The following is a 23,411-nucleotide window of genomic DNA, read 5'->3' on the forward strand; positions in this document are numbered from 1 at the left end:
CGCGCACGCGCTGCCGCGCACGCGCTGCCGCGCACGCGCTGCCGCGCACGCGCTGCCGCGCGTCCGCGCCGCGCTCACCGCCGCGCTTACCGCCTCGTGTGTGCATTCGCGTCAAATGTGTGTGTTCTGCCACATACATTTGACGCGAACCCACACAAAACGAGCTCGGGGCGTCGTGAAAAGCGCGCTGGTGTGGGCGGGATGCGCGCTGGTGTGGGCGGGATGCGCCGCTCGCGCGCCGGGGTGCGGGCAGCCGGGCCGCGGCTACTGCTGGCGCTCGTCGATGGCGCGTTCGAGCCGGGCCATCTTGTTGTCGAGCTCGTTCTCGTAGCCGGGGCGGATGTCAGCCTTGATGATGAGCGAGATGCGCGAGCCAAATGGCGCCACCGCCTCGGTCGCTGCCTTGATCACCGCAAAAACCTCGTCCCACTCGCCTTCGAGCGTTGTGAACATCGCATCGGTACGGTGGGCAACACCGGATGCACGCACCACCTCGACTGCTGCAGCCACCGCGTCCGATACCGAACCGTCAGCTCGTCCTGTGCCGCTTGGGGCAACCGAAAATGCTGCGAGCATGGGAATCCTCCTGGCTCATTTGGGGATGCAATGCGCTCAGTTTACGTTCCACGGTGTTGCACTGGCCGTAGCCGACAAACAACGCCACACAAGACGAACGGGGTGCCCACACCTTTTGGCACGGGCACCCCGTTCGGATGCAGTTCGTCTGCGTTACACGATGGTGTCGAGTACGCCGTCTCCGTCAGTGTCGACGTGGGTCTCGTCGTATACGCCGTCGCCGTCGGTGTCAACGTACATCTCGTCGACGTATCCGTCGCCATCGACGTCGACACCAGCGGCGTCGACAACTCCGTCACCGTCGAGGTCGAAGTGTGCCGAGTCGGCGACGCCGTCGCCGTCCGAGTCGAACGTGTCTTCCGAGTAGCCCGAGTACGACTCGGTGCCTCCGTCGCCCACCGGTTCGGTGCCGTAGTCATCGGTGGTGCCGTAGTTGTCGGTCGGTTCGGTAGCGTCGGCGCCGTAGTCGCCACCAAATTCGCTGCCAGAGTCGTTGCCGTAGTCGGAACCGGGGCCGGGGATACCCTGGGCGCCATCCTGCTCCGAGGTGCCGTAGTCGTCAGTGGGCTCGGTGGTGCTCTCACCGTTGCTGTCGTAGCCGCTGGTGTCGATCACACCGTCTTCGTTGGTGTCGTAGTACTCGGTGTCAACGCGGCCGTCGCCGTCGGTGTCGACAGTGTAAATATCGGCAACGCCGTTGCCATCGGTGTCGGTGATCAGGGTTTCTGCGACACCGTCGCCATCCATGTCGACCATGGCCGAGTCGTTGATGCCGTCGCCATCGGCGTCGATCGTGGCCTCGTGCGTGGTGGTGCCGTCGTTGTTCACCGGGTCGGTGCCGTAGTTGTCGGTGCTGCCGTAGCCACCGGTGGGGTCGGTCGGTTCAGTAGTGTCAGTCGGTTCAGTAGTGTCAGTCGAACCGGTGTCAGTCGGCTCACCGGTGTCGCTCGGAGCATCGGTGCCGCCGGTTGCATCGGGTTCGGGGGTGGCGTTTGGTGCGGGGACGCCGTAGTTGTCGTTCGGCTCGCTGCCGTACTCGTCTGCGGTGCTGCCGCCTTCGAGGCTCGAGAGGTCAGTGGTGGATGCATCGGCAAAGCCGTCGCCGTCGCTGTCAACCAGTGCGAGATCGGGCTGGCCATCGTTGTCGGTGTCGAGGAGCGTGGTCTCCTGGTGGCCGTCACCGTCGCTGTCGAGGGTAGCGAGGTCAATATGGCCGTCACCGTCGGTGTCAATCACCATGGCGTCGCTGATGCCGTCGCCATTGGTGTCAACTTCGGCGGCTTCCGTGATGCCGTCGCCGTCGAGGTCGACGGGGGTGATGCCTTCGCCAGTGGTGGGGAGGTTCGACTGTTCGTTGGTCATTGTTCTTACCTTTCGCCTTGGTCTTCAGTAGATCGCTTGGTCATAAGTGAGATGCGCGGAGTAGGAATAAAGTTCCTGACTCCGCGCATCCGATCACAAATTTTTTTATTAGTACGCTTCGGTGCCGTCGAACTGGCCGTCACCGTCGGCATCGACCATGGTCGAGTCGAGGGTTCCGTCGCCGTCGGTGTCAACCATCACGGTGTCGTAGCTGCCGTCGCCGTCGGTGTCGATGTAGACGATCTCGGCCACACCGTCGCCATCAAAGTCGGAGCCGAGCGCATCGAGCTCGCCGTCGCCGTCGAGGTCGACATAGGTTGATTCGTTGACGCCGTCGCCGTCGAGATCAAACTGGTTACCCACCGTGGGGCTGCTGAGACCGCTACCGTACTCGGTGGTCTCATCCATGATGCCGTCGCCGTCGGTGTCGCTGAGCTGGGTGTCAAAAACGCCGTCGCCGGTGGTGTCTGACACGCGAGTGTCAAAGCGGCCATCGCCAGTGGTGTCGGCTTCGATCGTGTCGATCCGGCGGTCACCGTCGCTGTCAAAACCGACCACATCGATCACGCCGTCGCCGTCGGTGTCGGCCTCGACGCGGTCCATCACGCCGTCACCATTGGTGTCGAGCACACGCGCATCATTGATGCCGTCGCCGTCGGTGTCGACAGCGATTTCGTCAATGACGCCGTCGTTGTTCTGGTCGATATGCGTTTGGTCGGCGACACCGTCGCCATCGATGTCATAGTGGGTGGCATCAACGGTGCCGTCACCGTCCACATCCACCGCGTTCGAGGATGAGTAGTTACCCGCACCCGGGGCAAGGTCTTCGGCAGTTACCGACTCGGGGGTCTCATCGCCGAGTTCGGGCAAGAGGTTTGCGCCGGTGCCGGGCTGTGGTTCGGTGCCCACGGGCTCCTGGGTGGTGCCGTCCCCGCTATCGCTATACGTCGAGTCGATAACGCCATCGCCATCGAAGTCGAAGGCGTAGTCGTCGGGGATGCCGTCGCCATCGACGTCCTTCGCGAACGTGTCGGCAACCCCGTCACCGTCAGAGTCGGCAACAAGATAGTCCTGCTGGCCATCGCCGTCGGTGTCGATGAACTGCGCGTTGGCCTTACCGTCGCCGTCCCAGTCGTAAAGGGTCGTTTCGTTGATGCCGTCGCCATCAAGGTCGACTTCCTGCATCCCGTATTCGTCGAAGCCACCGTCGCCAGCATCGTTGGGTGCACGGCCGCTGTCGTCGGTGCCGCCGGTGTCGTCAACGCTACCGGTGTCGTCAACGCTACCGGTGTCGCCAATGCCACCGGTGGGATCGATGGGCTGGGCCTGATCCGAGTCGGTGGCGCCGTCGGTGATCGGGGTGCCGTCTGCGCTGAAGCGCTGGTCGTAGTTGCCGTCGCCGTTCGAGTCATAACCGAACTCGTCATATACGCCGTCACCGTCGACGTCGTAGGCAGCCGAGTCAAATTTGCCGTCGCCGTCGGTGTCGACCAGTACGGTTTCGTAGTTACCGTCGCCGTCGGCGTCGGTGATGATTGCATCCGCCTGATTGTTTCCGGTGATATCGACCGCGTACGAGTCGTTGATGCCGTTGCCGTCGGCGTCGATTTCTTTCAGGCCGTATTCGTCGAAGCCGCCTTCGGTGTTGGCTGCGTCGGTGCCGGTCGGGTTGGTGTTCGTTGCTTCATTGCCATCGAGCTGGTCTGAATCAACCGGCGAGCTGTCCATTGGTGCGGGCGAGCTGTGCTGCGACATGATCGGGATTCCTTTCGGGAGGAAGTTTCGGTGGTTTTTCGAAGTCACTGATTGGAGCGCGCCATGGTGCGGAAAGTTCCCGATGCGAAAATTTTTGTGCGGGATGCGCTCACTAATTGCGGCTGATACTGATTGAGTCGCCCGGAGCTAGCGCGTGGTAGGTGCCTCCGTATGACTCTGCTGCCGCCTGGAAGCGAGCGTTGGCAAGCTCTTTTCCGGGCCTCGACAGCAGCATTTCGTGCACCGCGAATGCCGCTTGGGGTCGTACCGACAGCAGATAATCGATCGAGTCGGCCATGCGCATCCAGGGGCCGTAGGCGGGCACCGCAAGCAGCTGGATATCAAAACCGGCGGGGATGGGGTCGTAAGCATCGCCGGCGTAGGCAAAGGCGCCATTGACCACCACGCCAATGTTGTCAATGCGGGGGATGCTGGAGTGAATTTCGGCGTGCGTGCCACCGAAAACGGTGATGCTGAAGGCGCCGAGTTGCACGGTCTCACCGGGTGCGGCGATGTGTACGGTGCCGATATCTTCGAGCTCGGCTGCATCGATTAGATCGGCAACGCGGGTCGTGGTGAGCACCTGCACATTTGGTGATTGTTTTGCAATGCGAGCCAGCTGTTCGACAACGAAGTGGTCGTCGTGCTCGTGGGTGATGACCACACCATCCACACTGCCGCACTCGGTGAGGGGCGTTGTGAACTTGCCGGGGTCGAGGTAGAGGCGGCGGCCCGATTGCTCAAGCAGGATGCAGGAGTGCTCGAATTTTGTGATCTGCATGGAGGCAGGGTAGCGGTGCACCATGAAATTCAAGTGAAGCCTGATTTGACATGCGCATATAGCCATGGCAAACTATGAGAGTTGCCCACGCGGCAGCCAAGGTGAGGCCCCATCGTTTAGCGGCCTAGGACACTGCCCTCTCACGGCAGCGGCGCGGGTTCGAATCCCGCTGGGGTCACCAGTGCGAGTGCCGAGTTAGGAATCCTGACTCGGCACTTTTGTTTTCTCGCACGATGCCCGGGGGCCAGTTTTCTCGCACACGGTTTCCTCGGGCTCTGGCGCTTTCTGGCAGCATCCGGGCTAGGATTCCGAAAGCGGTACATCGGCGCAAGTTTTCGGCCCGCAATAATTCGCTGGCTGGCAGGTTCTGTTTTATAACCAAATGCGCGATAGAGTGGCCGAGTTAACCAAGCGCTAAGGGGCGAGATGAGTTCGGACTTTGCGGCGAGCATTGCCACTTCAGCAGGGGAGCTTGAAATTCGCGGCTCCGCTGCGACTGATGTTGGTCTTGTGCGTGCCGTGAACGAGGATGCATTTTATGCGGGCGCGCCGGTCTACCTGGTCGCTGACGGTATGGGCGGACACTCGTACGGCGATCTGGCTTCGAATACGGTCGCTGAGGTGTTCGGTGAAACGTTCAATGATCACCGGCGGCCAACCACGCCCGAAGATGTGATTGCGGCAGTCGATGCTGCCAACACACGCATCCAAGAACTGATGGCCAACGATGGTGAGCCGGGTGCGATCGCCGGAACCACCGTAAGCGGCGTTGCGCTCGTAGATGTCGACCCCGACGGGGAGACGGACGTTGCGCCCTATTGGATGATTTTTAACGTCGGCGATTCACGCGTGTATGGCTGGAATGGGCGATCGGTAGTGCAGATCACCGTCGATCACTCGGCGGTGCAAGAACTCGTGTATCTCGGCATCATCACCGAGGAAGAGGCGCTCGTTCATCCCGATCGCAATGTCATTACCCGTGCTGTCGGTTCGGACACGCAGGTGCACACAGATCTGTGGCTGATGCCGGTGCAAGGTCACCAGCTGTTCGTGATCTGTTCGGATGGGCTCACTAAGGAGCTATCGGACGATGAGATCGGGGCGATCATTCAGAACTATGCCGTCGAAACCGGGGTAACTCGAACGCTCGCACAGACGCTTATCGATCGAGCGATTGAACGTGGCGGGCGTGACAACATCACCGTTGTGGCGGTGGAATCGACGCCGGTTTCAGGTGAGGGAGTGGAATCCCCAACCGAATCGGTTTCGGAATCTGAATAGCAACCGCTGCATCATTACCGCGCACCCCGCAGCTGGGGAGCTTTACCGACTGGGAAAACCATCATGCGTGAAATCTCCACACCGTTGAATCTCGACCTTGAGCGCTACCGCAATCTTGGTGATCTGCTGTGGCAGCGCGCGGAAGCCGGCCCCGATCACATCATTTTCGAGGTGCCGAGCGAAAACGGTGAGGTGACTCAGATCAGCACCACCGAGTTCAAAGCGCAGGTGGTTGCGGTGGCCAAGGGCCTGGTTGCGTCGGGTGTTGAGCCCGAGCAGCGAGTGGCCATCCTTTCACCAACCCGGTTTGAATGGGCGCTGCTCGATCTCGCGATGCAGGTAATCGGCGCCGTTGTAGTGCCGGTTTACGAAAGCTCAGCGCTCGCGCAAGTGCAGCTAATTCTGGACGATAGCGATGCGGTGGCAGCCATTGGTGCCAGCAGCGAGCATGTTGACCGGTTGCGGCAGGCTTTCGCCGAGTTGGGGCGCAGTGGTGCGCAGGTGTGGGGTATGGATACCGAAAGTGCGCCGACCCTTGACGATCTGCGCGCGGCCGGTGCCGAAGTGTCGGATGCGGAAATTGAGCGGCTGCGCCAGCTTCCCGCGCACGAGAGTCTCGCGAGCATTGTTTACACCTCTGGCACCACCTCTCGCCCCAAGGGCGTGCTCATCACGCACGGCAATTTTCTTGGTCAGGTGATGGCCGTTGCCGACAAATATCGCGGCTTCGCTAATGAACAGGCCAACACACTGCTGTTTTTGCCGATGGCGCATGTGCTGGCGCGCGGCGTGTTCTATATCTGTCTGGCATCCGGGGTGCGGGTGGCGCTCATAGGCGACCCGAAGCAGGCGGTGGCGGCGATGGCCACGCTGAAACCCACCTTTGTGATGGTTGTCCCGCGCGTGCTGCAGAAGATCCTCATTGCCGCCGGCGATGCGGCTCGTGAAAAGCATCTGTACTGGCTGTGGGAGCGGGCCCGTGAATTTGCCCATCTGCGGGGTATGCGGATGGAAGCCGTTGATGCGGGTAGACCGGTGGCGCCAATTACAGCCCGCCAGCGGCTGCGGTATCAGCTGTATGAGCGGCTGTTTTATCGCCGCATCCGCGCCACGCTTGGTGGCCGGATGCAGCAGATTCTGGTGGGGGCGGCGGCGCTGTCACCCGATCTGGCGCTCACCTTCCGGGGCCTCGGCATTCCAATCATTGAGGGGTACGGGCTCACCGAGACCACGGCCCCGCTTACTGGCAACCTGCTGGACGATTTTGTGTCCGAGACGGTTGGGTATCCGATGCCCGGGTCGTCGGTGCGGATCGCCGATGATGGCGAGGTGCTTGCTAAGGGCCCGGGCGTGTGTCGCGGATACACCTCGGCCGAGGCGACGGCAGAGGCATTCGTGGACGGCTGGTTCCGCACCGGTGACTATGGCGAACTGGATGAACGCGGCCGGTTGATGCTCCGTGGCCGACGCGGCGACATGATCATTACGGCGGGCGGGAAAAACATGCTGCCCACCGAGTGGGAGCGGGCCGTTGAATCGCTTGATCTCGTAGCGCACGCGGTTGTGGTGGGCGAGGGGAAACCCTTCTTGGGCGGACTGATCGTCCTCGATCCTGAAGCCGTGCAAAAGTGGGCCCTGCGAGAACGCATCTCTGACCTACCGTCGCTCGAACTGCCCGACCTGGGTGGGTATTTGAGCGTGGTGCATGAGCGGCTGCACGAGGCGGTACGCAAAGTTGTCGATGAAGCGAACTCGCGACTGTCGCGGGCCGAGCAGATCCGCAAATTTGAACTGGTGATTGCTGACCTCACTGATGCCGGTGGCCTGGTCACCCCGACGCTGAAACTCAAACGCAAGGAGCTTGTGAAACGGCTGCGCTCGGTGATTGATCGCATCTATGAGGTGCTGCCGGGGAGTTCGCGCTCTTCATAATGCCGCCACTGCCACACCGCTACGAGGCGGGCGCAATGCTCGGTGTTAGCATTGCTGGCATGCGTTTCTGGCAGCGGCGACTTTCTTGCCGCGGCGGGTGGTAACCACGGGCGACTCCCGCCGCGGAGGCTTTCCGCGCCTGCACTCGCACGATCAGGAGATCCCCTTAGACATGACGAACAATGCTCAACCCCGCACGCTGGCCGAAAAGGTGTGGGCCTCGCACGTAGTGAAGCAGGGCGAGAACGGTAATCCCGACCTGCTCTATATCGACCTCCACATCATGCACGAGGTCACCAGCCCGCAGGCGTTTGACGGCCTGCGCCAGGCGGGGCGTCAGGTGCGACGTCCCGACCTCACCATCGCCACCGAAGACCACAACACGCCAACCGAGAACATCCTCGGCACCATTGCCGACGACACCTCGCGAAAGCAGATCAACGCGCTGCGCAGCAACGCTGAAGAGTTCGGTATTCGACTGCACTCGCTCGGTGACGTCGAACAGGGCATCGTGCACGTGGTTGGTCCGCAGCTGGGTTTGACGATGCCGGGTATCACCGTGGTGTGCGGTGACTCACACACCTCGACCCACGGCGCATTCGGCGCTATGGCATTCGGCATTGGTACCAGCGAGGTAGAACATGTGCTGGCCACTCAGACGCTGCCACTGAAGCCGTTTAAGACCATGGCCATCAACGTTGAGGGCGAGCTGCGCCCCGGCGTTACTGCCAAAGACATCATCCTCGCAGTGATCGCGAAGATCGGCACCGGCGGCGGTGCCGGCTACGTGTTTGAATACCGAGGCTCGGCCATCCGCGCGCTGTCGATGGAAGGCCGGATGACCATTTGCAATATGTCGATCGAGGGCGGCGCCCGCGCCGGCATGGTGGCACCGGACGAAACCACGTTTGAATACCTCAAGGGCCGCCCGCATGCCCCACAGGGGGCAGACTGGGATGCGGCTGTCGAGTACTGGCGTTCGCTCGCCACCGACGAGGGTGCGGTGTTCGATGCCGAGGTCAACATCGATGCGAACGAGCTCGAACCTTTTGTGACTTGGGGTACCAACCCGGGTCAGGGTGTATCTCTCAGCGAGAGCGTGCCGAACCCCGCCGATTTCAGCGACCCGGTAGACCGAGCCACCGCTGAGCGGGCGCTCGAATACATGGGGCTCGAGGTCGGCACCCCGATGAAGGAGATCGCGGTTGACACCGTGTTTATGGGGTCGTGCACGAACTCGCGCATTGAAGATTTGCGTGCCTTCGCCAGTGTTATCCAGGGTCGAAAGAAGGCCGATGGTGTGCGGGTGATGGTCGTTCCCGGTTCGGCTCGGGTGCGACTGCAAGCCGAGGCCGAGGGCATTGACAAAATCGTGCGCGACTTTGGTGCCGAATGGCGGTTTGCCGGGTGCTCGATGTGTCTGGGGATGAACCCCGACCAGCTCGAGCCTGGCGAACGGTGCGCATCCACCTCTAACCGCAACTTTGAGGGCCGCCAAGGTAAGGGCGGCCGCACCCACCTGGTGTCACCGCTGGTTGCCGCCGCAACCGCGGTGCGCGGGACGCTCTCGAGCCCCTGGGATCTGGACGCTACCGAGCAGGAAGGGAAGGTCGCCTAAATGGAGCCCGTAACCACTGTTGTCGGCACCGCGGTGCCGCTGCGCCGCTCGAATGTCGACACCGATCAAATTATTCCCGCGGTGTATCTCAAGCGGATCACCAAAACCGGTTTTGATGACGCCCTGTTCGCGCGGTGGCGTCAAGACCCCGAGTTCGTGCTCAACGACCCCGCCTATGCGAACCCGCGCGTGCTCGTTGTTGGCCCCGATTTCGGCACCGGCTCGAGCCGCGAACACGCCGTGTGGGCGCTGCGTGACTACGGTTTTTGCGCCGTTGTTGGCTCGCGTTTCGGCGAAATTTTTAAGGGCAACTCGGGTAAGCAGGGGCTGCTGATCGCGCAGATTGCCGAGTCGGAAGTGGAACAGCTGTGGGACGCGATCGAGTCGAACCCCGGCATTGCAGCCACGATCGATCTCCACGCACGCACCGTGAGCGTGGGCGAGTTGAGTTTTGATTTTGAAATTGACGACTACACCCGCTGGCGGCTGATGGAGGGGCTCGACGATATTGCGCTCACCCTGCGCGATGAGGCGGCCATCACCGACTTTGAAGCCAAGCGGCCCGGCTGGATGCCAAAAACTCTGCCGGCGCTGGGCGGTACCGAACCCGGCACTATTGCCAATGATGCAGCTGAGGATGTCAACGCGTGAACACTTTGAGTGAGGCTGCTGCGGCAGCGGGTAAGTCGGTCGGACTAACCTCCGACACCATCACCTTCACGGGAGGCCGCCCGCTGAACGGTCGTATCGTGGTGCGCGGTGCAAAAAACTTCGTCACCAAAGCCATGGTCGCCGCACTGCTCGGTGATTCGCCAAGCACCCTGCGCGATGTGCCCGATATTTCGGATGTGCGCGTGGTTTCGGGTCTGCTTGGCGCGCACGGCGTCATGATCGAACGTGACGTTGATGGCGGCGTCATCCGCCTTGATCCCACGAACGTCAAGTCGGCACACATGGCCGAGATCAACGCGCACGCCGGTTCCAGCCGCATCCCGATTTTGTTCTGCGGGCCGCTGCTGCACCAGCTGGGTGAGGCATTCATCCCCGACCTGGGTGGCTGCCGTATCGGCGACCGTCCCATCGACTTTCACCTGTCGGCGCTGCGCTCATTCGGTGCCGTGGTCGACAAGCTGCCCGAGGGCATCCACCTGACTGCCCCCGAAGGCCTGCGCGGGGCGAAGATCCGGCTCGACTACCCGTCGGTGGGTACCACCGAGCAGGTGCTGTTGACCGCGGTGCGGGCGCAGGGCCTTACTGAACTGTCGAACGCGGCCATCGAGCCCGAAATTATGGACCTCATCAATGTGCTGCAGAAGATGGGTGCCGTGATCTCGGTGGATGCTGACCGAGTCATCCGAGTTGAGGGTGTTGAGCGGCTCAGCGGTTATGACCACCGTTCGATCTTCGACCGTAACGAGGCTGCCAGCTGGGCAGCTGCGGCACTCGCCACCGGCGGCGAGATTTTTGTCGAGGGCGCTCGACAGGCTGAAATGCTCACCTTCCTCAACGTCTTCCGCAAAGCTGGCGGCATTTTTGAGGTGTTTGATGACGGCATTCGGTTTGCGCATCCCGGCACACCGCTCAAGCCGGTGGTGATCGAAACCGATGTGCATCCCGGGTTTATGACCGACTGGCAGCAGCCGCTGGTGGTGGCACTCACGCAGGCCACCGGCGTTTCGATCGTGCACGAAACCGTGTATGAGCAGCGCTTCGGTTTTACCGACGCGCTGGTCAAGATGGGCGCGACGATCGAGCTGCACCGCGAATGTCTTGGCGGCCAAAAATGTCGGTTCGGGCAGCGTAACTTCGTGCACTCGGCGGTCATTTCTGGGCCCACCAAGATGCACGGGGCCAATATTGAGGTGCCGGATCTGCGCGGCGGGTTCAGCCACCTGATTGCAGCGCTCATGGCAGAAGGCGAATCGACCGTGACAAATGTCGGCATCATCGCCCGCGGCTACGAGAACTTCCTCGGCAAGCTCAGGATGCTCGGTGCCGAGTTCACGGTCGAGGGCTAATCGCTGTGGCACGCTGGTCTCCCGAAAAAAGCCGGCCGTCGTTTTTTTGGCTGATGGCAGGGCTGGGATGGTTACCGTCGACGCTGTTGTTCAAATACGACATTCAGGGTGAACTGCCGCGTACCGGGCCGTTCGTCCTCACCCCCAACCACTACTCCGACATCGACCCGGTCGTGGTTGGTTTTGGGGTTTGGAAGCTCGGCCGGGCACCACGATTCATGGCAAAAGCCTCGCTATTCAAAGTTCCGGTGCTGGGCTGGTTCCTGCGTCGTAGCGGTCAAATCCCGGTGGAGCGTGGCCGCGGGCACGGAAACAGTAAACGGGCGGCGCTCGAGGCAGCCCAGACGCTCGTCGACCACGGCCGCGGCGTGATTGTGTATCCCGAGGGCACGCTCACCCGAGAACCGAACGGTTGGCCGATGCGCGGTAAGTCGGGCGCGATCCGGCTCGCGCTCGCGGGTGATATTCCGATCATTCCCGTGGCAACCACGGGCGCCGATCGGGTGGTGCCGCGCTTCCAAAAAAAGTTTCGCTTTCGGCTGCGCACGCCCATTGTGATGCGGGTTGGTGAACCCATTTCGGTGCGCGAGCTGGTGGGTGAGCGCGACGACCGTGCCACTATCGATGCGGCCACGGCGCAGGTCATGTGCGAAATTACCAAGCTGCTGGAACAAATTCGGGGCGAGACTGCGCCCGCCGAACTGTACGATCCGGTGCGCTATGGCCAGACTGAGTTCGGTATGCCCACGGCCGACCCGAAGCGATCGGAAATCCAGCGCGATGGTGATGTGAAGTGACCGAGTGGTATCCGACGACCGGTTCGATCCCGTTGCCGCCACGCGGGCGAGTTGCCGTAGTTGGTGGCGGTAATTGGGGCACAACCTTCGCCAAGATCATCGCCGACGGCGGCAATGACGTCACCCTCGCGGTGCGGCGCCCCGAGCTTGCCGATGAGATCAATGATGCGCATCGCAACACAGCGTATCTGCCCGGCGTGAATCTTCCCGAACGTATCCGAGCGACGGCGGATGTGGCCGAAGCGGTGGCCGCTGCCGAGCTGATTTTTCTTTCGGTTCCGGCACAGTCGGCGCGCGAAAATCTTGAGGGATTCAAGAGTCATTTGGGTGCGGATACATCCATTATTTCGCTCATGAAGGGCGTGGAACGCTCAACCGGCAAACGGATGAGCGAGGTCATTATGGAGGTGGCTGGCCTGCCAGCCGACCGGGTGGCGGTCGCTTCGGGGCCAAATATTGCCCTCGAAATCGCCCGTGAAGAGCCCACCGCAATCGTGGTGGCCTCAGCTTCGCAGCAGCTGGCGGTGAAGGTGGCACAGCTTGCCCGCAACTCGTATCTGCGCACCTTCGTAAACGCAGATGTGGTGGGCACCGAATTTGGTGGTGTGCTCAAAAACCTCATCGCTATCGCCACCGGTATCGCCGACGGCGTTGGTTTTGGTGAAAACACCAAGGCCGCGATTATGACCCGCGGCCTGGCTGAAATCACCGACTTCGCGGTGGCGATGGGAGCGCAGCGCGACACCATGATGGGGCTGGCGGGCCTTGGCGATCTCATCGCCACCTGTATGTCGCCACTTTCACGAAACTTTACGGCGGGCCGGTTGCTCGGGCAGGGATACAGCTACAGTGACGTAACCAGCCGGATGGCGCAGACCGCGGAAGGTTTGCGATCGGTGCACTCGATTCTGCTGATTGCGCAGCAGCACTCGGTGCCAATGCCGATCGTCACTCAGATTGCGGCCGTGCTCGAGGGGCAGATGCATCCGGCCGACTTGGCCCCACACCTCGCTACTGAAACAGGAGATCGGGAATGACCGCAACGAACCGCCGCACGGTGCTTGTTCTGTTCGGGGGACGATCAAGCGAACACACCATTTCGTGTGCCACCGCCGCCGGGGTGCTGGGCGCAATCGATCGCGAAAAATTCGATGTCATTCCGGTGGGCATCACCCGCGAGGGTGCCTGGGTGCTCGAATCAGACGATCCCGCGAAATTCCAGCTCAACCCCGAACGAATGCCCGAGGTGCTCGACAACGGCACCCGTGTGCTGCTGCCCGACAGTGTCGGTAGCCGCGAGCTGCGAGTGGTTCGCGACAACACAGTTGCACCACTTGCCCAGGTGGATGTGGTGTTGCCGCTCATCCACGGCCCCTACGGTGAGGATGGCACCCTGCAGGGCATGCTCGCGATGACCAGCCTGCCGTTTGTGGGTTCGGGCGTGCTCGCATCGGCTGCGGGGATGGACAAGCACTACACCAAGCTGTTGCTGGCCGCCGCGGGGCTGCGGGTGGCCGGCGGCATCACCGTGTTTGCTGAGCAGTGGCGGGATGCACGTGATTCGGTTGCCAAGCAGGTTGCCGAACTGGGGTGGCCGGTTTTTGTTAAACCGGCTCGTGCTGGATCGTCAGTTGGCGTGAGCAAAGTTGCGGATGCATCCGGGCTTGACGAGGCGATGCGGGTGGCATTCGCCGAGGACGATCACGTACTGGTAGAAGAATCAATCACCGGCCGCGAGATCGAGATTGCGGTGCTCGGTGGCCGCCGCGGTGAAGCGGCGCGCGCATCCGTTGCCGGCGAGATCGTGATGCAGGGGGCAGAGTTTTACGACTTTGCTGCCAAATACCTCGACGACAGTGCGGTGCGACTCGATTGCCCGGCAAAACTGAGCGATGACGAGCTTGCCACTGCGCAGCAGTTGGCCGTGCGCGCCTTTGATGCGCTCGGCTGCGAGGGCCTGGCCCGGGTTGATTTTTTTCTCGACGAGCAGGGTTTTCTCGTGAACGAGGTCAACACCCTGCCCGGATTCACTCCGATTTCGATGTTCCCCAAGTGTTGGGGCGCATCCGGGCTGCCCTATGACGAGCTCATTACCGAACTCATCGAGGTGGCAATCAGCCGCGCTGCCGGCTAGCGAGGCTGCTCGCTAGCTGCCGGCTCGGTGTTTGCTGGACCGGTGTCAGCCGGTTCGGGGACGCTGGTCTCACCGAGCACATCCTCGGCTCCCACACAGCCACCGGTTTTTGGCAGGTAGCTCGCGGGGGTGGTGATGCCGGTGAGCACTTCACCGGATGCTTTGGTGGTGTCGATAACCACCTCGAGCGCCGGTGTGCGACCGTAGGTCGTGTAGATATAGACCTCGTTATCGGTGGTGCGTTCAACCCAGTCGATGCCGTTGATGCTGATGCAGCGATCAGTGGTCGGCTCAGGCGTGGGCACCCCGCACCGCAGCAGTACGGCCGCCGGTTTACCGTAGGCCGAGGTTGCCTGCGCATTGGTGCTGCGCTTGGGAAGCCCGTTGAGGTTCATCGGCAGCCGCACCATTGTCTCGGCACAGGCCGGATCGGCCGCATCCTGCGCAGCATCCATGGGTACTGTCGGGCCGGTGGGCGCATTACATCCGGTGAGCGAAGCTGAAACCAGCAGCACACCCACCCCCACGCTGAGTCCACGGGCCATGACACCTCTACGCATACCGAACCAGTGTAGTCGCCGGCAGCGGGCACAGCACCGTCAGCCGGACGGCCCCTGGCGGCGGTAACGTAGCCGCATGACCGCACAGCCGCACCGCGCCGCGTCCGGGGATAAATCTGGCACCGCTGGCGCTTCCGCGAACCGCACCGAAATCGAGTCGCTCACTGTCGCCCAGGCGGGGGAGCGGCGCGTGCTCGCCGAAATTTTGTCGCGCATCCCCACCGGCACGCCACTACTCGGCCCCGATGACGATGCCGCAATTGTGGCCGCACCCGACGGCCGCTTTGCGGTGACGGTCGACACCATGATTGAGGGCCCCGATTTTCGTCGCGAATGGTCGACCGCGCGGCAGCTCGGCAGCAAGGCCGTCACCACAAACCTGTCGGATATCGCCGCGATGGGCGCGGTGCCGAGCGCGCTGGTAATCGCGCTCGCAGTGCCGCGCGACACTCGAGTTTCGTGGGTTGCCGAGTTCGCGGATGGCGTTTCCGCACAGCTGCGGCGGCTCGCACCCGGTTGCGGGGTCGTCGGTGGAGATCTGGCAACAGCCGAACACATCACGATCTCGGTGACCGCATTCGGTGACCTGCAGGGGCGCGACCCAATCACCCGATCGGGGGCGCGTCCCGGCGATCAGATTGCGGTGGCCGGAACACTCGGTCGTGCTGCGGCAGGGTTGCATCTGCTGTTCCGCGGAGAAGCCGACCCGCTGACTGCCGTCCAGCTGGCACCCGAATCGCCCATCTCCGCCGGAGTTGCGGCTGCGCTCGCGGGCGCCACCGCGATGATGGACCTTTCGGACGGGCTGCTGCTCGATGGCGACCGGATGGCGGCAGCGTCGGATGTGGCGCTCGATTTCAGCCGCGAACTGCTGCACACCGATATCGCCCCGCTTGCCGAGCGTTTTGGCCCCGAGCTGGCCGAACAATTCGTGCTCGGTGGCGGGGAAGATCACTCGCTGCTGGCAACCTTTGCGTGCGATGCCGAACTACCGCGGCCATTTCGTCGCATCGGCACAGTTCGCCCCATCGGCACAGTGCGACAGGGATGCGGCACCCTCGTTGACGGCGAGCCTGCCGACCCGGCGGGCTGGGACCCGTTTGTTGGCGTTACGGCATAGCCGAAGCCGCAGCCTGAGCCTGTGCGCGTTAGCTGTCCGCGGTGTCAGCCACGCTCGGGTCGCTGACAGGTACTTCAAGAAAATACAGCACCGTCTCGCCGTAGCTGCGCTGCCGCCACAGCGTGAGTCCCGCGGGCAGTGTGAACTCGCCCGAGCGCGCATCCCGTTCGACCACCACCAGCGCATCCGGCGACAGCAGTGGCAAAAGCAGTTCGAGATCATCGGTGACCGCGGCATTGTCGAGCTCATAGGGTGGATCAATAAACACGAGGTCGAACTCGCCCGCGGCCGCCCGCAAAAAATGTGGCACCGATTCGGCTGCCACCCGTGCCGGCGCGTTTATCCGCTGCTGCACCGCCGCGATGTTTGCGCGCAGCGCTTCAACCGCCTGCCGCGAACGCTCCACCACCACGAGCGACTCGGCACCGCGCGAAAGCGCCTCAAGCCCCAGCGCGCCAGAGCCGGCATACAGGTCGAGCACGCGAGCATCCTCGAATTCAAAACTCGCCTCCAGCCCTGAAAAAAGCGCCTCACGCACCTTGTCGCTGGTGGGACGTGTGCCACGGGCAGGTACCCGTAACCGGGTCATGGCTGCAGCGCCCGCAATGATTCGAGTCATGGCTCGATCGTAAGATGGACAGCATGACGACGCATCCCGACGCCCCGGCCGCGCTGTTTGACCTGATTACTCGCTACCGCGAGGCGGTCGAACAGGTAATCATCGGCAAGGCCGATCGAGTGCAATTGGCAATCACCGTGCTGCTTGCCGGTGGGCACCTGCTGCTCGAAGACGTGCCCGGTGTTGGTAAAACCGTGTTGGCCAAGACCCTGGCGCGGGCAATGGCCGCGGATGTGAACCGCATCCAATTCACCCCCGACATGTTGCCGAGCGATGTCACTGGCGTGGCGATCTACAACCAGCGCAACAACGAATTTGAGTTTCAGCCGGGCCCGGTTTTTGCCAACATCGTGATTGGTGACGAAATTAACCGTGCCTCGCCCAAAACCCAGTCGGCCCTGCTGGAATGCATGGAGGAACGGCAAGTCTCGGTGGACGGTGTCACCCACCGGCTGTCGGAACCGTTCACGGTGTTTGCCACGCAGAACCCGTCTGAAATGGAGGGCACCTATCCGCTGCCCGAGGCACAGCGCGACCGCTTCATGGCACGCGTGTCGATGGGGTATCCCGACCGCGGTGCCGAACTCGCCATGCTCGAGGGCCGCGACCGGGTCGACCCGCTCGCGCAGCTGCAGCCGGTGGTGAGCGCGGCACAGATCCGCGAGGCAATCAGCCAGGTGCAGGGTATTTTTGTTGCCGGCAGCGTGAAGCAGTACATCGTTGATTTGGCCCGAGCCACCCGCGAACACGAAGCGGTGCGAGTTGGGGTGAGCCCGCGCGCCACCCTGCACCTGCTGCGGGCGGGGAAAGCATCGGCAGCTGTGGCCGGTCGCAACTATGTGGTGCCCGACGATATTCGCAATTTGCTGGTGCCGGTGTTCGCACACCGCCTGGTGCTCGGCACCCGCGGTGGGCGCGCCGCCAGCTCGTTTGCGGATGCGGCGCGCGTGCTCGAACAGATCGCCCGGCAGGTGCCCGCACCTACGGGAGCGTAGCGGCAGTGGGGGCCGAAACCCGACTGCGCCTCACCCGCCGCGGGTGGGGGCTGCTCATTGGCGGCGTGGTGCTCGCGCTGGTGGCAGATCTGCTCAAACATGAGCCCTTGCGGTACTGCGGCGTGGTCATCGCCGCTGTACCCGTGGTGGTGTACCTGATCGGCATGGTTTTTCCACCGCGGTTGACGATCACCCGCACCGTCTATCCCGCGACAGTCTCGGCCGGTGATCGGCTGCGCGTAGTTGTTGAGGTGCAAAACCAGTCGGTGGTGCCGCTTCCGGCGGCAGCGTATGCCGACACCATCACCGGTGCGCAGGCTCGCTCGGTGGGCGGCGTGTTGCGGGCAATCGGTAGCCGGCTGCATCCTCGTGAAGGGCGCCGTCGCAGCCGCATCGCCTACGGGCTCAGCGAACTGCGCCGGGGTATCCAAACCGTTGGGCCGCTCTACCTGGAACACATTGACGGGCTCGGCGCAACCCGCCGGGTGAGCGAACTTGGCGACGCCCAAACGATTGAGGTTTGGCCGAGCATCCGCGATGTTGCCGCGCTCGAAATTCCGGCTCAGCGGGAGGGTATTGAAACCGAGGTGGCGCTCGGCCATGCCGGTGAGGCCGATGACGTGATGACTCGTGAATATCGCCGCGGTGATGCCATGCGTCGGGTGCACTGGCGCGCCACCGCGCGCGTGGGCGAACTGCAGGTGCGGCAAGAAGAACACCACGGTGAAACGGTCGCGCGGGTGCTACTCGACACCGCACCAGGTGCCGATGAAGCAGCCTTCGAGCTGGCGGTTTCGGTTGCTGCCTCGGTGCACCAGCGGCTGCACGATCTCGGCTACGACACCGAAGTGTTCACCACCCATCCCGCCGAAGATATTGAGGGCGCAACCCTCGACCAGATCCGCACCCCGGCAGCCACGCCGCTGGATGAGGTGATGCGCCGCTACATGCTGGTGCAGCCCGCAGCCGCAGATGCTGAAGCTCTGCCCGCACTGCCGCCAAAACACACCCCGTTGGTGTACGTGGGGATCGTGCGAGACGAACCCGCAGCCACCGAGCTGCTCGAACTTGCCGCCGGTGCCGGTAGCGCCCTAGCGGTGCTCATTCGTTCGGCCGCCAATGCATCCCTCGCTGCTCGTGAAGCCGCTCGATTCGATCATGCCGGCTGGCGAGTGGTGGCGATGGATGCATCCGCCCGCGACCCCTGGCAGGTGCGACCATGAGCGCCTTGACCATGCTGCACCCGCGTCGCAGTCCGCTGTTGCGCGACCGCGCTGTCGAAGCTGCGGCCCGCGGGTCGTGGCCGCTGGCGATGACCCTGACCGCGCTCATCGCCGCCTCAGCAGCGTTGCTTACCCCCATCACCTCGACGCCGGAGTGGCTCGTGCCGGCGGTGCTGAGCTCGGCCGCGGTGCTGCTTGTGGCACAGCTCGTGCGCCAGCTCACCGCGTCGGTTGGCTGGTCGGCACTGGCCGCCTACACCACTGTGCTCATCACGCTGCTGATCGCGGCACAACCGGCATCGCCGCTGGGTGCATTCACCGCCGTGATTGAACGAGTGGTCGAATTTGTGCAGCAGCTGGCGAGTGATCTGCCACCGCTACAAAATTCGCCCGCGGTGACCTTTGTGGCGGTCGTGCTCGTCCAGGTTGTTACGGTGCTGGTCGACCTGTGTGCCTTCGCGCTGCGCGCTCCACTGACCGCGATCATCCCGATGCTGGTGTTTCCAGCGCTCAACCTCGCCGCCGGTCGCCCCGCCGCGCCGCTGGAGGCGTGGCTTGCCGTGCTCGCACTCATTCTGGTGCTGCTGTACGTTTCGGCGCGTTGGGCGCGTGCCTGCGAAGATCAGGCCCGTTCCGAGCTCGGCTATGCGGCCGACCGGCGGGGCGCCGGTGGCCTGTTTGCGGGGGCAACCTCGGCGCTGGCGGCACTTATGGCCGGGTCGCTGATTGCCGTGCTGCTCCCGCCTGCTTCCGGGCTGTGGTGGGATGCGGTTGCGCCAACCACATCGCTGGCCACCAACCGCGTCAACCCCATCATCGACTTGGGTGATGACCTGCGCCGCGGCAAGCCGGTGACAATGCTGAGCTATGCCACCTCGCAAACCGAGGGGACACTGCCGTATCTATCGCTCGTTTCGCTCAGTGATTTCCATGACGGCACCGAGTGGCGTCCGCGTGAGTTTGCGGCCGATAGCTCGCTACCCACCGAACAGCCGGTGTCGCCGCCGCGAAACCTCGAGTCGGGTGAGTGGAACCGCGGCGTGGAAGAGAACGTCAACATCATCCTCAAGCCCGGTGTTTCGGCATACCTGCCGCATTTCACCGCTGTCGACAGCTATGCCGAAGTGTCGGGCGAATATCGGCGCGATGAAACAACCGGTGATGTGCGCCAGGCTGATGGTGAGTCGCTGCAGCAGTCGTATTACGTGAGCACGGCGCCATTGCGCCCGAGTGACGAGGAACTCGCGTCGATTCCGGCCGAGTACCCGCAGGCACTCGACTTCTATCTTGAGCTGCCCGACGAAGATCGGCTCAGCAATATTCGCGCCGCGATCAATGAGGTCGTCGACCCGGGTGCATCCCCGTACACCCAGGCGCGGCAATTGCAACAGTGGTTTACCGGCGGCGCATTCGACTATTCCGAGCGCGCTCCCGTATCGGGCGGCTATGACGGCACGAGTGTTGCGGTTATTGACCGTTTTCTTGAGATGCGCAGTGGATATTGCGTGCATTTTGCCAGTTCGATGGCGGTTATGGGGCGGATGCTCGGCATCCCCACCCGCATCCAGGTGGGGTTCACGCCCGGCTCTCAAACGAGCGTGAATTCGGTGGGGCAGTCGGTGTTTGAAGTGACCAGTGACGATTTGCACGCCTGGGCGGAGTTCTGGGTGCCCGGATACGGTTGGGTGCCGTTTGAAACCACGCCGGCATCGGGCCTCGGAGAAATCCCGGCCCCGCAGCCAGGTACCACCGATGAGGCTGAAACCGAGGCCAACCCGACGGTTGCCCTGCCGACCCCAACGCCCACACCGACACCGACACCCACGCCGACTCCCAGCGAAACGACCGTTCCCTCCGATCCCCCCGAGCCCGATGCTGTCGACAGCCGCTCAGGCCGGGGCGCAGCTATAGCGGCATGGCTGCCGATTGCGGCTGCGGTGCTGGTAGTTGCGGCGGCTGTGGTGGTGGCCCTGCGGCTGCCGGGATGGTTGCGGCAGCGGCAACGACGTATTCGACTCGATCGGGTACGTGCTGGTGCCAGCGGTGCGATGACCGGCGCTGATGCAGAATTGCACGCGGCGGCAGCCGCCTGGCGAGAGATTCGGGCCACGGCAATTGACCACGGCTTCACGCTGCGCCCCGGCACAATCGGCACCGAACGCGGCCAGTTATTGCGACAGTTGCAGCGCGGTGAGACGTCACTATCGGATGCGCAATTGCAGTCGGTGCGTGCGGCACTGCAGCGAGTAACCGCGGTGTGGGATCACGCCGCATTTGCGCAGCCGGACGCTGCGGCACGCTATCCCAACGAGGCGGATGTGCGCACAGTGTGTGAGGCGATTGCTCAGGTGTGCGCACCCGCGCAGCGCCGACGAGCGCAGCGTCGCCCGGCCTCGCTGCGGGCCGCGAACGCTCGGCGTCGCACCGGTGGGCGCATCCGGCGGAGAAAATGATGACCGGCGAGGTTGAAACTCCGCTGGCGCTGCCACTGCGGCAGGTGCTTGACGAAAAAGCTGCGAAGCGACTTGAGCGTGCGCTTTCGGTGCAGACCGTGGCCGAGCTACTCGCACACCTGCCGCGCCGCTATGCCAAGCGTGGTGAGCGCACCCGCATTGCCGACCTGGTAGAAGACGAGTACGCCACGGTGGTGGCCACGGTCATCAGTTGCGAATCGAACCCGATGCGTAATCGGCGCGGGTCGCTCACCAGGGCGGTGATCGGTGACGGTCACGACACGCTGCAGCTCACGTTTTTTAACCAGCCGTGGCGAGCAAACGAACTCGTTCCGGGTGCCGTTGGCATGTTCAGCGGCAAAGTTGGCCGCTACGGAACGAACCTGCAGCTCACCCAGCCTGATTATCGCCTGCTGGCAGATGATGAGGATGCGGTGGCGGCGGCTGCCGATTGGGGCGCCGGCCGGCTGCTGCCGATCTATCCTGCGACCGCAAAATTGCGCACCTGGGATATTGCCGAGCAGGTGCAGTTGGTGTTGGAGCGGGTGCCGGAGTTGCCTGATCCGGTGCCCGAGCGGTTGCGTCACGAGCGCGGTGAACTGAGTTTTGATGCGGCGGTGCGGGCGATTCATCAGCCTGCGAATGAGCAGCAGGTGGTGGCAGCACAGCAGTCGCTGCGATTTACCGAAGCCCTTGAGCTGCAGACCGTAATTGTGCAGCAGCGCGCCAGCACTCGCGCACGGGTGGCCACGGCGCGAATTCGTGCGAGCGATGGCTTGACCGCTCAGTTTGATGCCGCGCTGCCCTTTGCGCTCACCGGTGATCAGCAGCGGGTGGGCGAGACGATCGCTCACGATCTGGCGGCGGATGCGCCGATGTATCGGATGCTGCAGGGCGAGGTTGGATCGGGCAAGACTCTGGTGGCGGTGCGGGCGATGCTGCAGGTGGCCGAAAGTGGTGGGCAATCGGCGCTACTTGCCCCCACCGAGGTGCTTGCCGGGCAGCATCTGCGGTCGATTCAGCACACCCTCGGCCCCGAACTCACGCGGCAGCTGGGAGTGCGGTTACTCAGCGGATCGCTGGGGCGTCGTGAGCGGCAGCGCACGATGCTCGACCTGGTTACCGGTGACGCAAAAATTGTGGTGGGTACGCACGCGCTGCTCAGCGAGGGGGTTGAGTTCGCGGATCTTGGCCTGGTGGTGGTGGATGAGCAGCACCGCTTTGGTGTTGAACAGCGTGAGATGCTGCGCCGAAAGGGTGGCGCCGCCGATCCGCACACGCTGGTGCTTACCGCAACTCCGATCCCACGTACGGTGGCGATGACGGTGTTCGGTGATCTTGAAGTGTCGACGCTGCGTGAGCTGCCGGCCGGGCGCGGCGAGATCGAGTCGTTTGTCGTGGCCACGAGCGAGCATCCGGGTTGGCTTGGTCGAGTGTGGCAGCGCACGGCGGAAGAAATTGGCCGCGGTCGGCAGGCCTTTGTGGTGTGCCCCGCGATTGATCCGGCAGAGGTGCGTGCTGAGGCGGGGGAGGGGCGGCCGATTGCCAATGTGGTGGAGGTGCTCGACTATTTGCGGCGGCTGCCGGAGTTTGCCGGGATGCGGTTGGCACCTTTGCACGGTGCGATGGATGCGGCCGAAAAAGATGCGGTGATGCGTGAGTTTGCAGCGGGGGATATTGGCCTGCTGGTTGCCACCACCGTGATTGAGGTGGGCGTGAATGTGCCCAATGCGAGCGTCATGGTGGTGCTGGATGCCGATCGGTTTGGGGTGTCGCAGCTGCACCAGTTGCGCGGCCGCGTTGGTCGGGGCGAACACCCGGGGCTGGCGCTGCTGGTTACCGGCGCGCCGCCCGGATCGCTCGCGCGTGAGCGGCTAGACGCGGTGGCGGCAACGCTTGATGGGTTTGTGCTTGCCGAGCGTGATTTGGAGTTACGCAGCGAGGGGGATGTGCTCGGCACCGCGCAATCGGGCGGCGCTTCTTCGCTGCGCCTGCTGCGGGTAACTCGCGATACCGACATCATTGCGGCCGCACGCACCGAGGCTGAACGCATCGTTGCGGCCGATCCGACGCTGGCGGAGCATCCGGCGCTGCGGGATGCGGTGGCTCGACTGGGTTCGGGGGAGCGAGAACACCTGCAGATGGGGTGACCGGCGACGGATCGGTGAGATGATGGAGCAATGGCCT

The 23,411-nt window shown here is 63.2% G+C and carries 19 protein-coding genes and 1 tRNA gene; 14 read left to right on the forward strand and 6 right to left on the reverse strand.

All coding sequences use genetic code 11. The features are described 5' to 3' along the window. Positions 1-264: 264 nt before the first annotated feature. The 4 genes from PV375_RS00005 to PV375_RS00020 all read right to left on the reverse strand — a co-directional run bounded on the left by PV375_RS00005 (position 265) and on the right by PV375_RS00020 (position 4,474). Positions 265-576: a thiamine-binding protein gene (locus PV375_RS00005; protein WP_332105597.1), complete on the reverse strand. Its 312-nt coding sequence runs from the start codon at positions 574-576 to the stop codon at positions 265-267. 153 nt (positions 577-729) lie between these two features. Next, complete coding sequence (locus PV375_RS00010) at positions 730-1,938, reverse strand: hypothetical protein (RefSeq protein ID WP_332105598.1); 1,209 nt, start codon at positions 1,936-1,938, stop codon at positions 730-732. A gap of 108 nt (positions 1,939-2,046) precedes the next feature. Continuing rightward, a complete protein-coding gene (locus tag PV375_RS00015; protein ID WP_332105599.1) occupies positions 2,047-3,693 on the reverse strand; it encodes a hypothetical protein in 1,647 nt (548 codons plus the stop codon). Positions 3,694-3,805: 112 nt separating this feature from the next. Beyond that, positions 3,806-4,474, reverse strand: a complete 669-nt coding sequence (locus PV375_RS00020; protein ID WP_332105600.1) for an MBL fold metallo-hydrolase — start codon at positions 4,472-4,474, stop codon at positions 3,806-3,808. A gap of 105 nt (positions 4,475-4,579) precedes the next feature. On the opposite strand from PV375_RS00020, the gene PV375_RS00025 reads away from it, so the two are divergent. From PV375_RS00025 to PV375_RS00065, 9 genes are all read left to right on the forward strand, one after another. Further along, positions 4,580-4,655, forward strand: a tRNA-Glu gene (locus tag PV375_RS00025). A 245-nt stretch (positions 4,656-4,900) separates the two neighbouring features. Continuing rightward, positions 4,901-5,755, forward strand: coding sequence for a PP2C family protein-serine/threonine phosphatase (locus tag PV375_RS00030; protein WP_332105601.1), 855 nt, complete (start codon positions 4,901-4,903; stop codon positions 5,753-5,755). Between the two features lie 63 nt (positions 5,756-5,818). After that, positions 5,819-7,687 carry an AMP-dependent synthetase/ligase gene (locus tag PV375_RS00035; RefSeq protein ID WP_332105602.1) on the forward strand — a complete coding sequence of 623 codons (1,869 nt, stop codon included), beginning with the start codon at positions 5,819-5,821 and terminating at the stop codon, positions 7,685-7,687. A gap of 172 nt (positions 7,688-7,859) precedes the next feature. Further along, the gene (leuC, locus tag PV375_RS00040) at positions 7,860-9,305 is read left to right on the forward strand and encodes a 3-isopropylmalate dehydratase large subunit (protein ID WP_332105603.1); all 1,446 of its coding nucleotides are present in this window, start codon (positions 7,860-7,862) and stop codon (positions 9,303-9,305) included. Beyond that, the gene (leuD, locus tag PV375_RS00045) at positions 9,306-9,956 is read left to right on the forward strand and encodes a 3-isopropylmalate dehydratase small subunit (protein ID WP_332105604.1); all 651 of its coding nucleotides are present in this window, start codon (positions 9,306-9,308) and stop codon (positions 9,954-9,956) included. Continuing rightward, the gene (gene murA, locus PV375_RS00050; RefSeq protein ID WP_332105605.1) at positions 9,953-11,323 is read left to right on the forward strand and encodes a UDP-N-acetylglucosamine 1-carboxyvinyltransferase; all 1,371 of its coding nucleotides are present in this window, start codon (positions 9,953-9,955) and stop codon (positions 11,321-11,323) included. The genes leuD and murA overlap by 4 nt, the downstream gene beginning before the upstream one ends. 5 nt (positions 11,324-11,328) lie before the next feature. Beyond that, entirely contained in the window at positions 11,329-12,120 is a 792-nt protein-coding gene (locus PV375_RS00055; protein ID WP_332105606.1) for a lysophospholipid acyltransferase family protein, read from the forward strand. Then, positions 12,117-13,157 (forward strand): NAD(P)H-dependent glycerol-3-phosphate dehydrogenase, encoded by a 1,041-nt coding sequence (locus PV375_RS00060; protein WP_332105607.1) that lies wholly within the window; start codon positions 12,117-12,119, stop codon positions 13,155-13,157. The genes PV375_RS00055 and PV375_RS00060 overlap by 4 nt, the downstream gene beginning before the upstream one ends. Continuing rightward, positions 13,154-14,254, forward strand: coding sequence for a D-alanine--D-alanine ligase family protein (locus tag PV375_RS00065; protein ID WP_332105608.1), 1,101 nt, complete (start codon positions 13,154-13,156; stop codon positions 14,252-14,254). The genes PV375_RS00060 and PV375_RS00065 overlap by 4 nt, the downstream gene beginning before the upstream one ends. Here the strand turns inward: PV375_RS00065 and PV375_RS00070 are convergent. Further along, positions 14,251-14,799 (reverse strand): DUF3515 family protein, encoded by a 549-nt coding sequence (locus PV375_RS00070; RefSeq protein WP_332105609.1) that lies wholly within the window; start codon positions 14,797-14,799, stop codon positions 14,251-14,253. The genes PV375_RS00065 and PV375_RS00070 overlap by 4 nt on opposite strands. A gap of 91 nt (positions 14,800-14,890) precedes the next feature. Here PV375_RS00070 and thiL point away from each other — a divergent pair, with 91 nt between their 5' ends. Then, positions 14,891-15,934: a thiamine-phosphate kinase gene (gene thiL, locus PV375_RS00075; protein ID WP_332105610.1), complete on the forward strand. Its 1,044-nt coding sequence runs from the start codon at positions 14,891-14,893 to the stop codon at positions 15,932-15,934. Positions 15,935-15,962: 28 nt separating this feature from the next. Here thiL and rsmD read toward each other — a convergent pair whose 3' ends face one another. Further along, entirely contained in the window at positions 15,963-16,553 is a 591-nt protein-coding gene (rsmD, locus tag PV375_RS00080; protein ID WP_332105611.1) for a 16S rRNA (guanine(966)-N(2))-methyltransferase RsmD, read from the reverse strand. A gap of 23 nt (positions 16,554-16,576) precedes the next feature. Here rsmD and PV375_RS00085 point away from each other — a divergent pair, with 23 nt between their 5' ends. The 4 genes from PV375_RS00085 to PV375_RS00100 are packed head-to-tail and all read left to right on the forward strand — an operon-like array spanning position 16,577 to position 23,374. Further along, positions 16,577-17,548 (forward strand): AAA family ATPase, encoded by a 972-nt coding sequence (locus PV375_RS00085; protein WP_332105612.1) that lies wholly within the window; start codon positions 16,577-16,579, stop codon positions 17,546-17,548. A gap of 5 nt (positions 17,549-17,553) precedes the next feature. Beyond that, positions 17,554-18,771, forward strand: a complete 1,218-nt coding sequence (locus tag PV375_RS00090) for a DUF58 domain-containing protein (protein ID WP_332105613.1) — start codon at positions 17,554-17,556, stop codon at positions 18,769-18,771. Further along, positions 18,768-21,224, forward strand: a complete 2,457-nt coding sequence (locus PV375_RS00095) for a DUF3488 and transglutaminase-like domain-containing protein (RefSeq protein ID WP_332105614.1) — start codon at positions 18,768-18,770, stop codon at positions 21,222-21,224. The genes PV375_RS00090 and PV375_RS00095 overlap by 4 nt, the downstream gene beginning before the upstream one ends. Continuing rightward, on the forward strand, positions 21,224-23,374 hold the full coding sequence (locus PV375_RS00100; protein WP_332105804.1) for an ATP-dependent DNA helicase RecG: 2,151 nt from the start codon (positions 21,224-21,226) through the stop codon (positions 23,372-23,374). The genes PV375_RS00095 and PV375_RS00100 overlap by 1 nt, the downstream gene beginning before the upstream one ends. The last annotated feature ends 37 nt before the right edge of the window (positions 23,375-23,411 follow it).

This window comes from Gulosibacter sp. GYB002 (assembly GCF_036577665.1).
Classification (GTDB): Bacteria; Actinomycetota; Actinomycetes; order Actinomycetales; family Microbacteriaceae; genus Gulosibacter; species Gulosibacter hominis.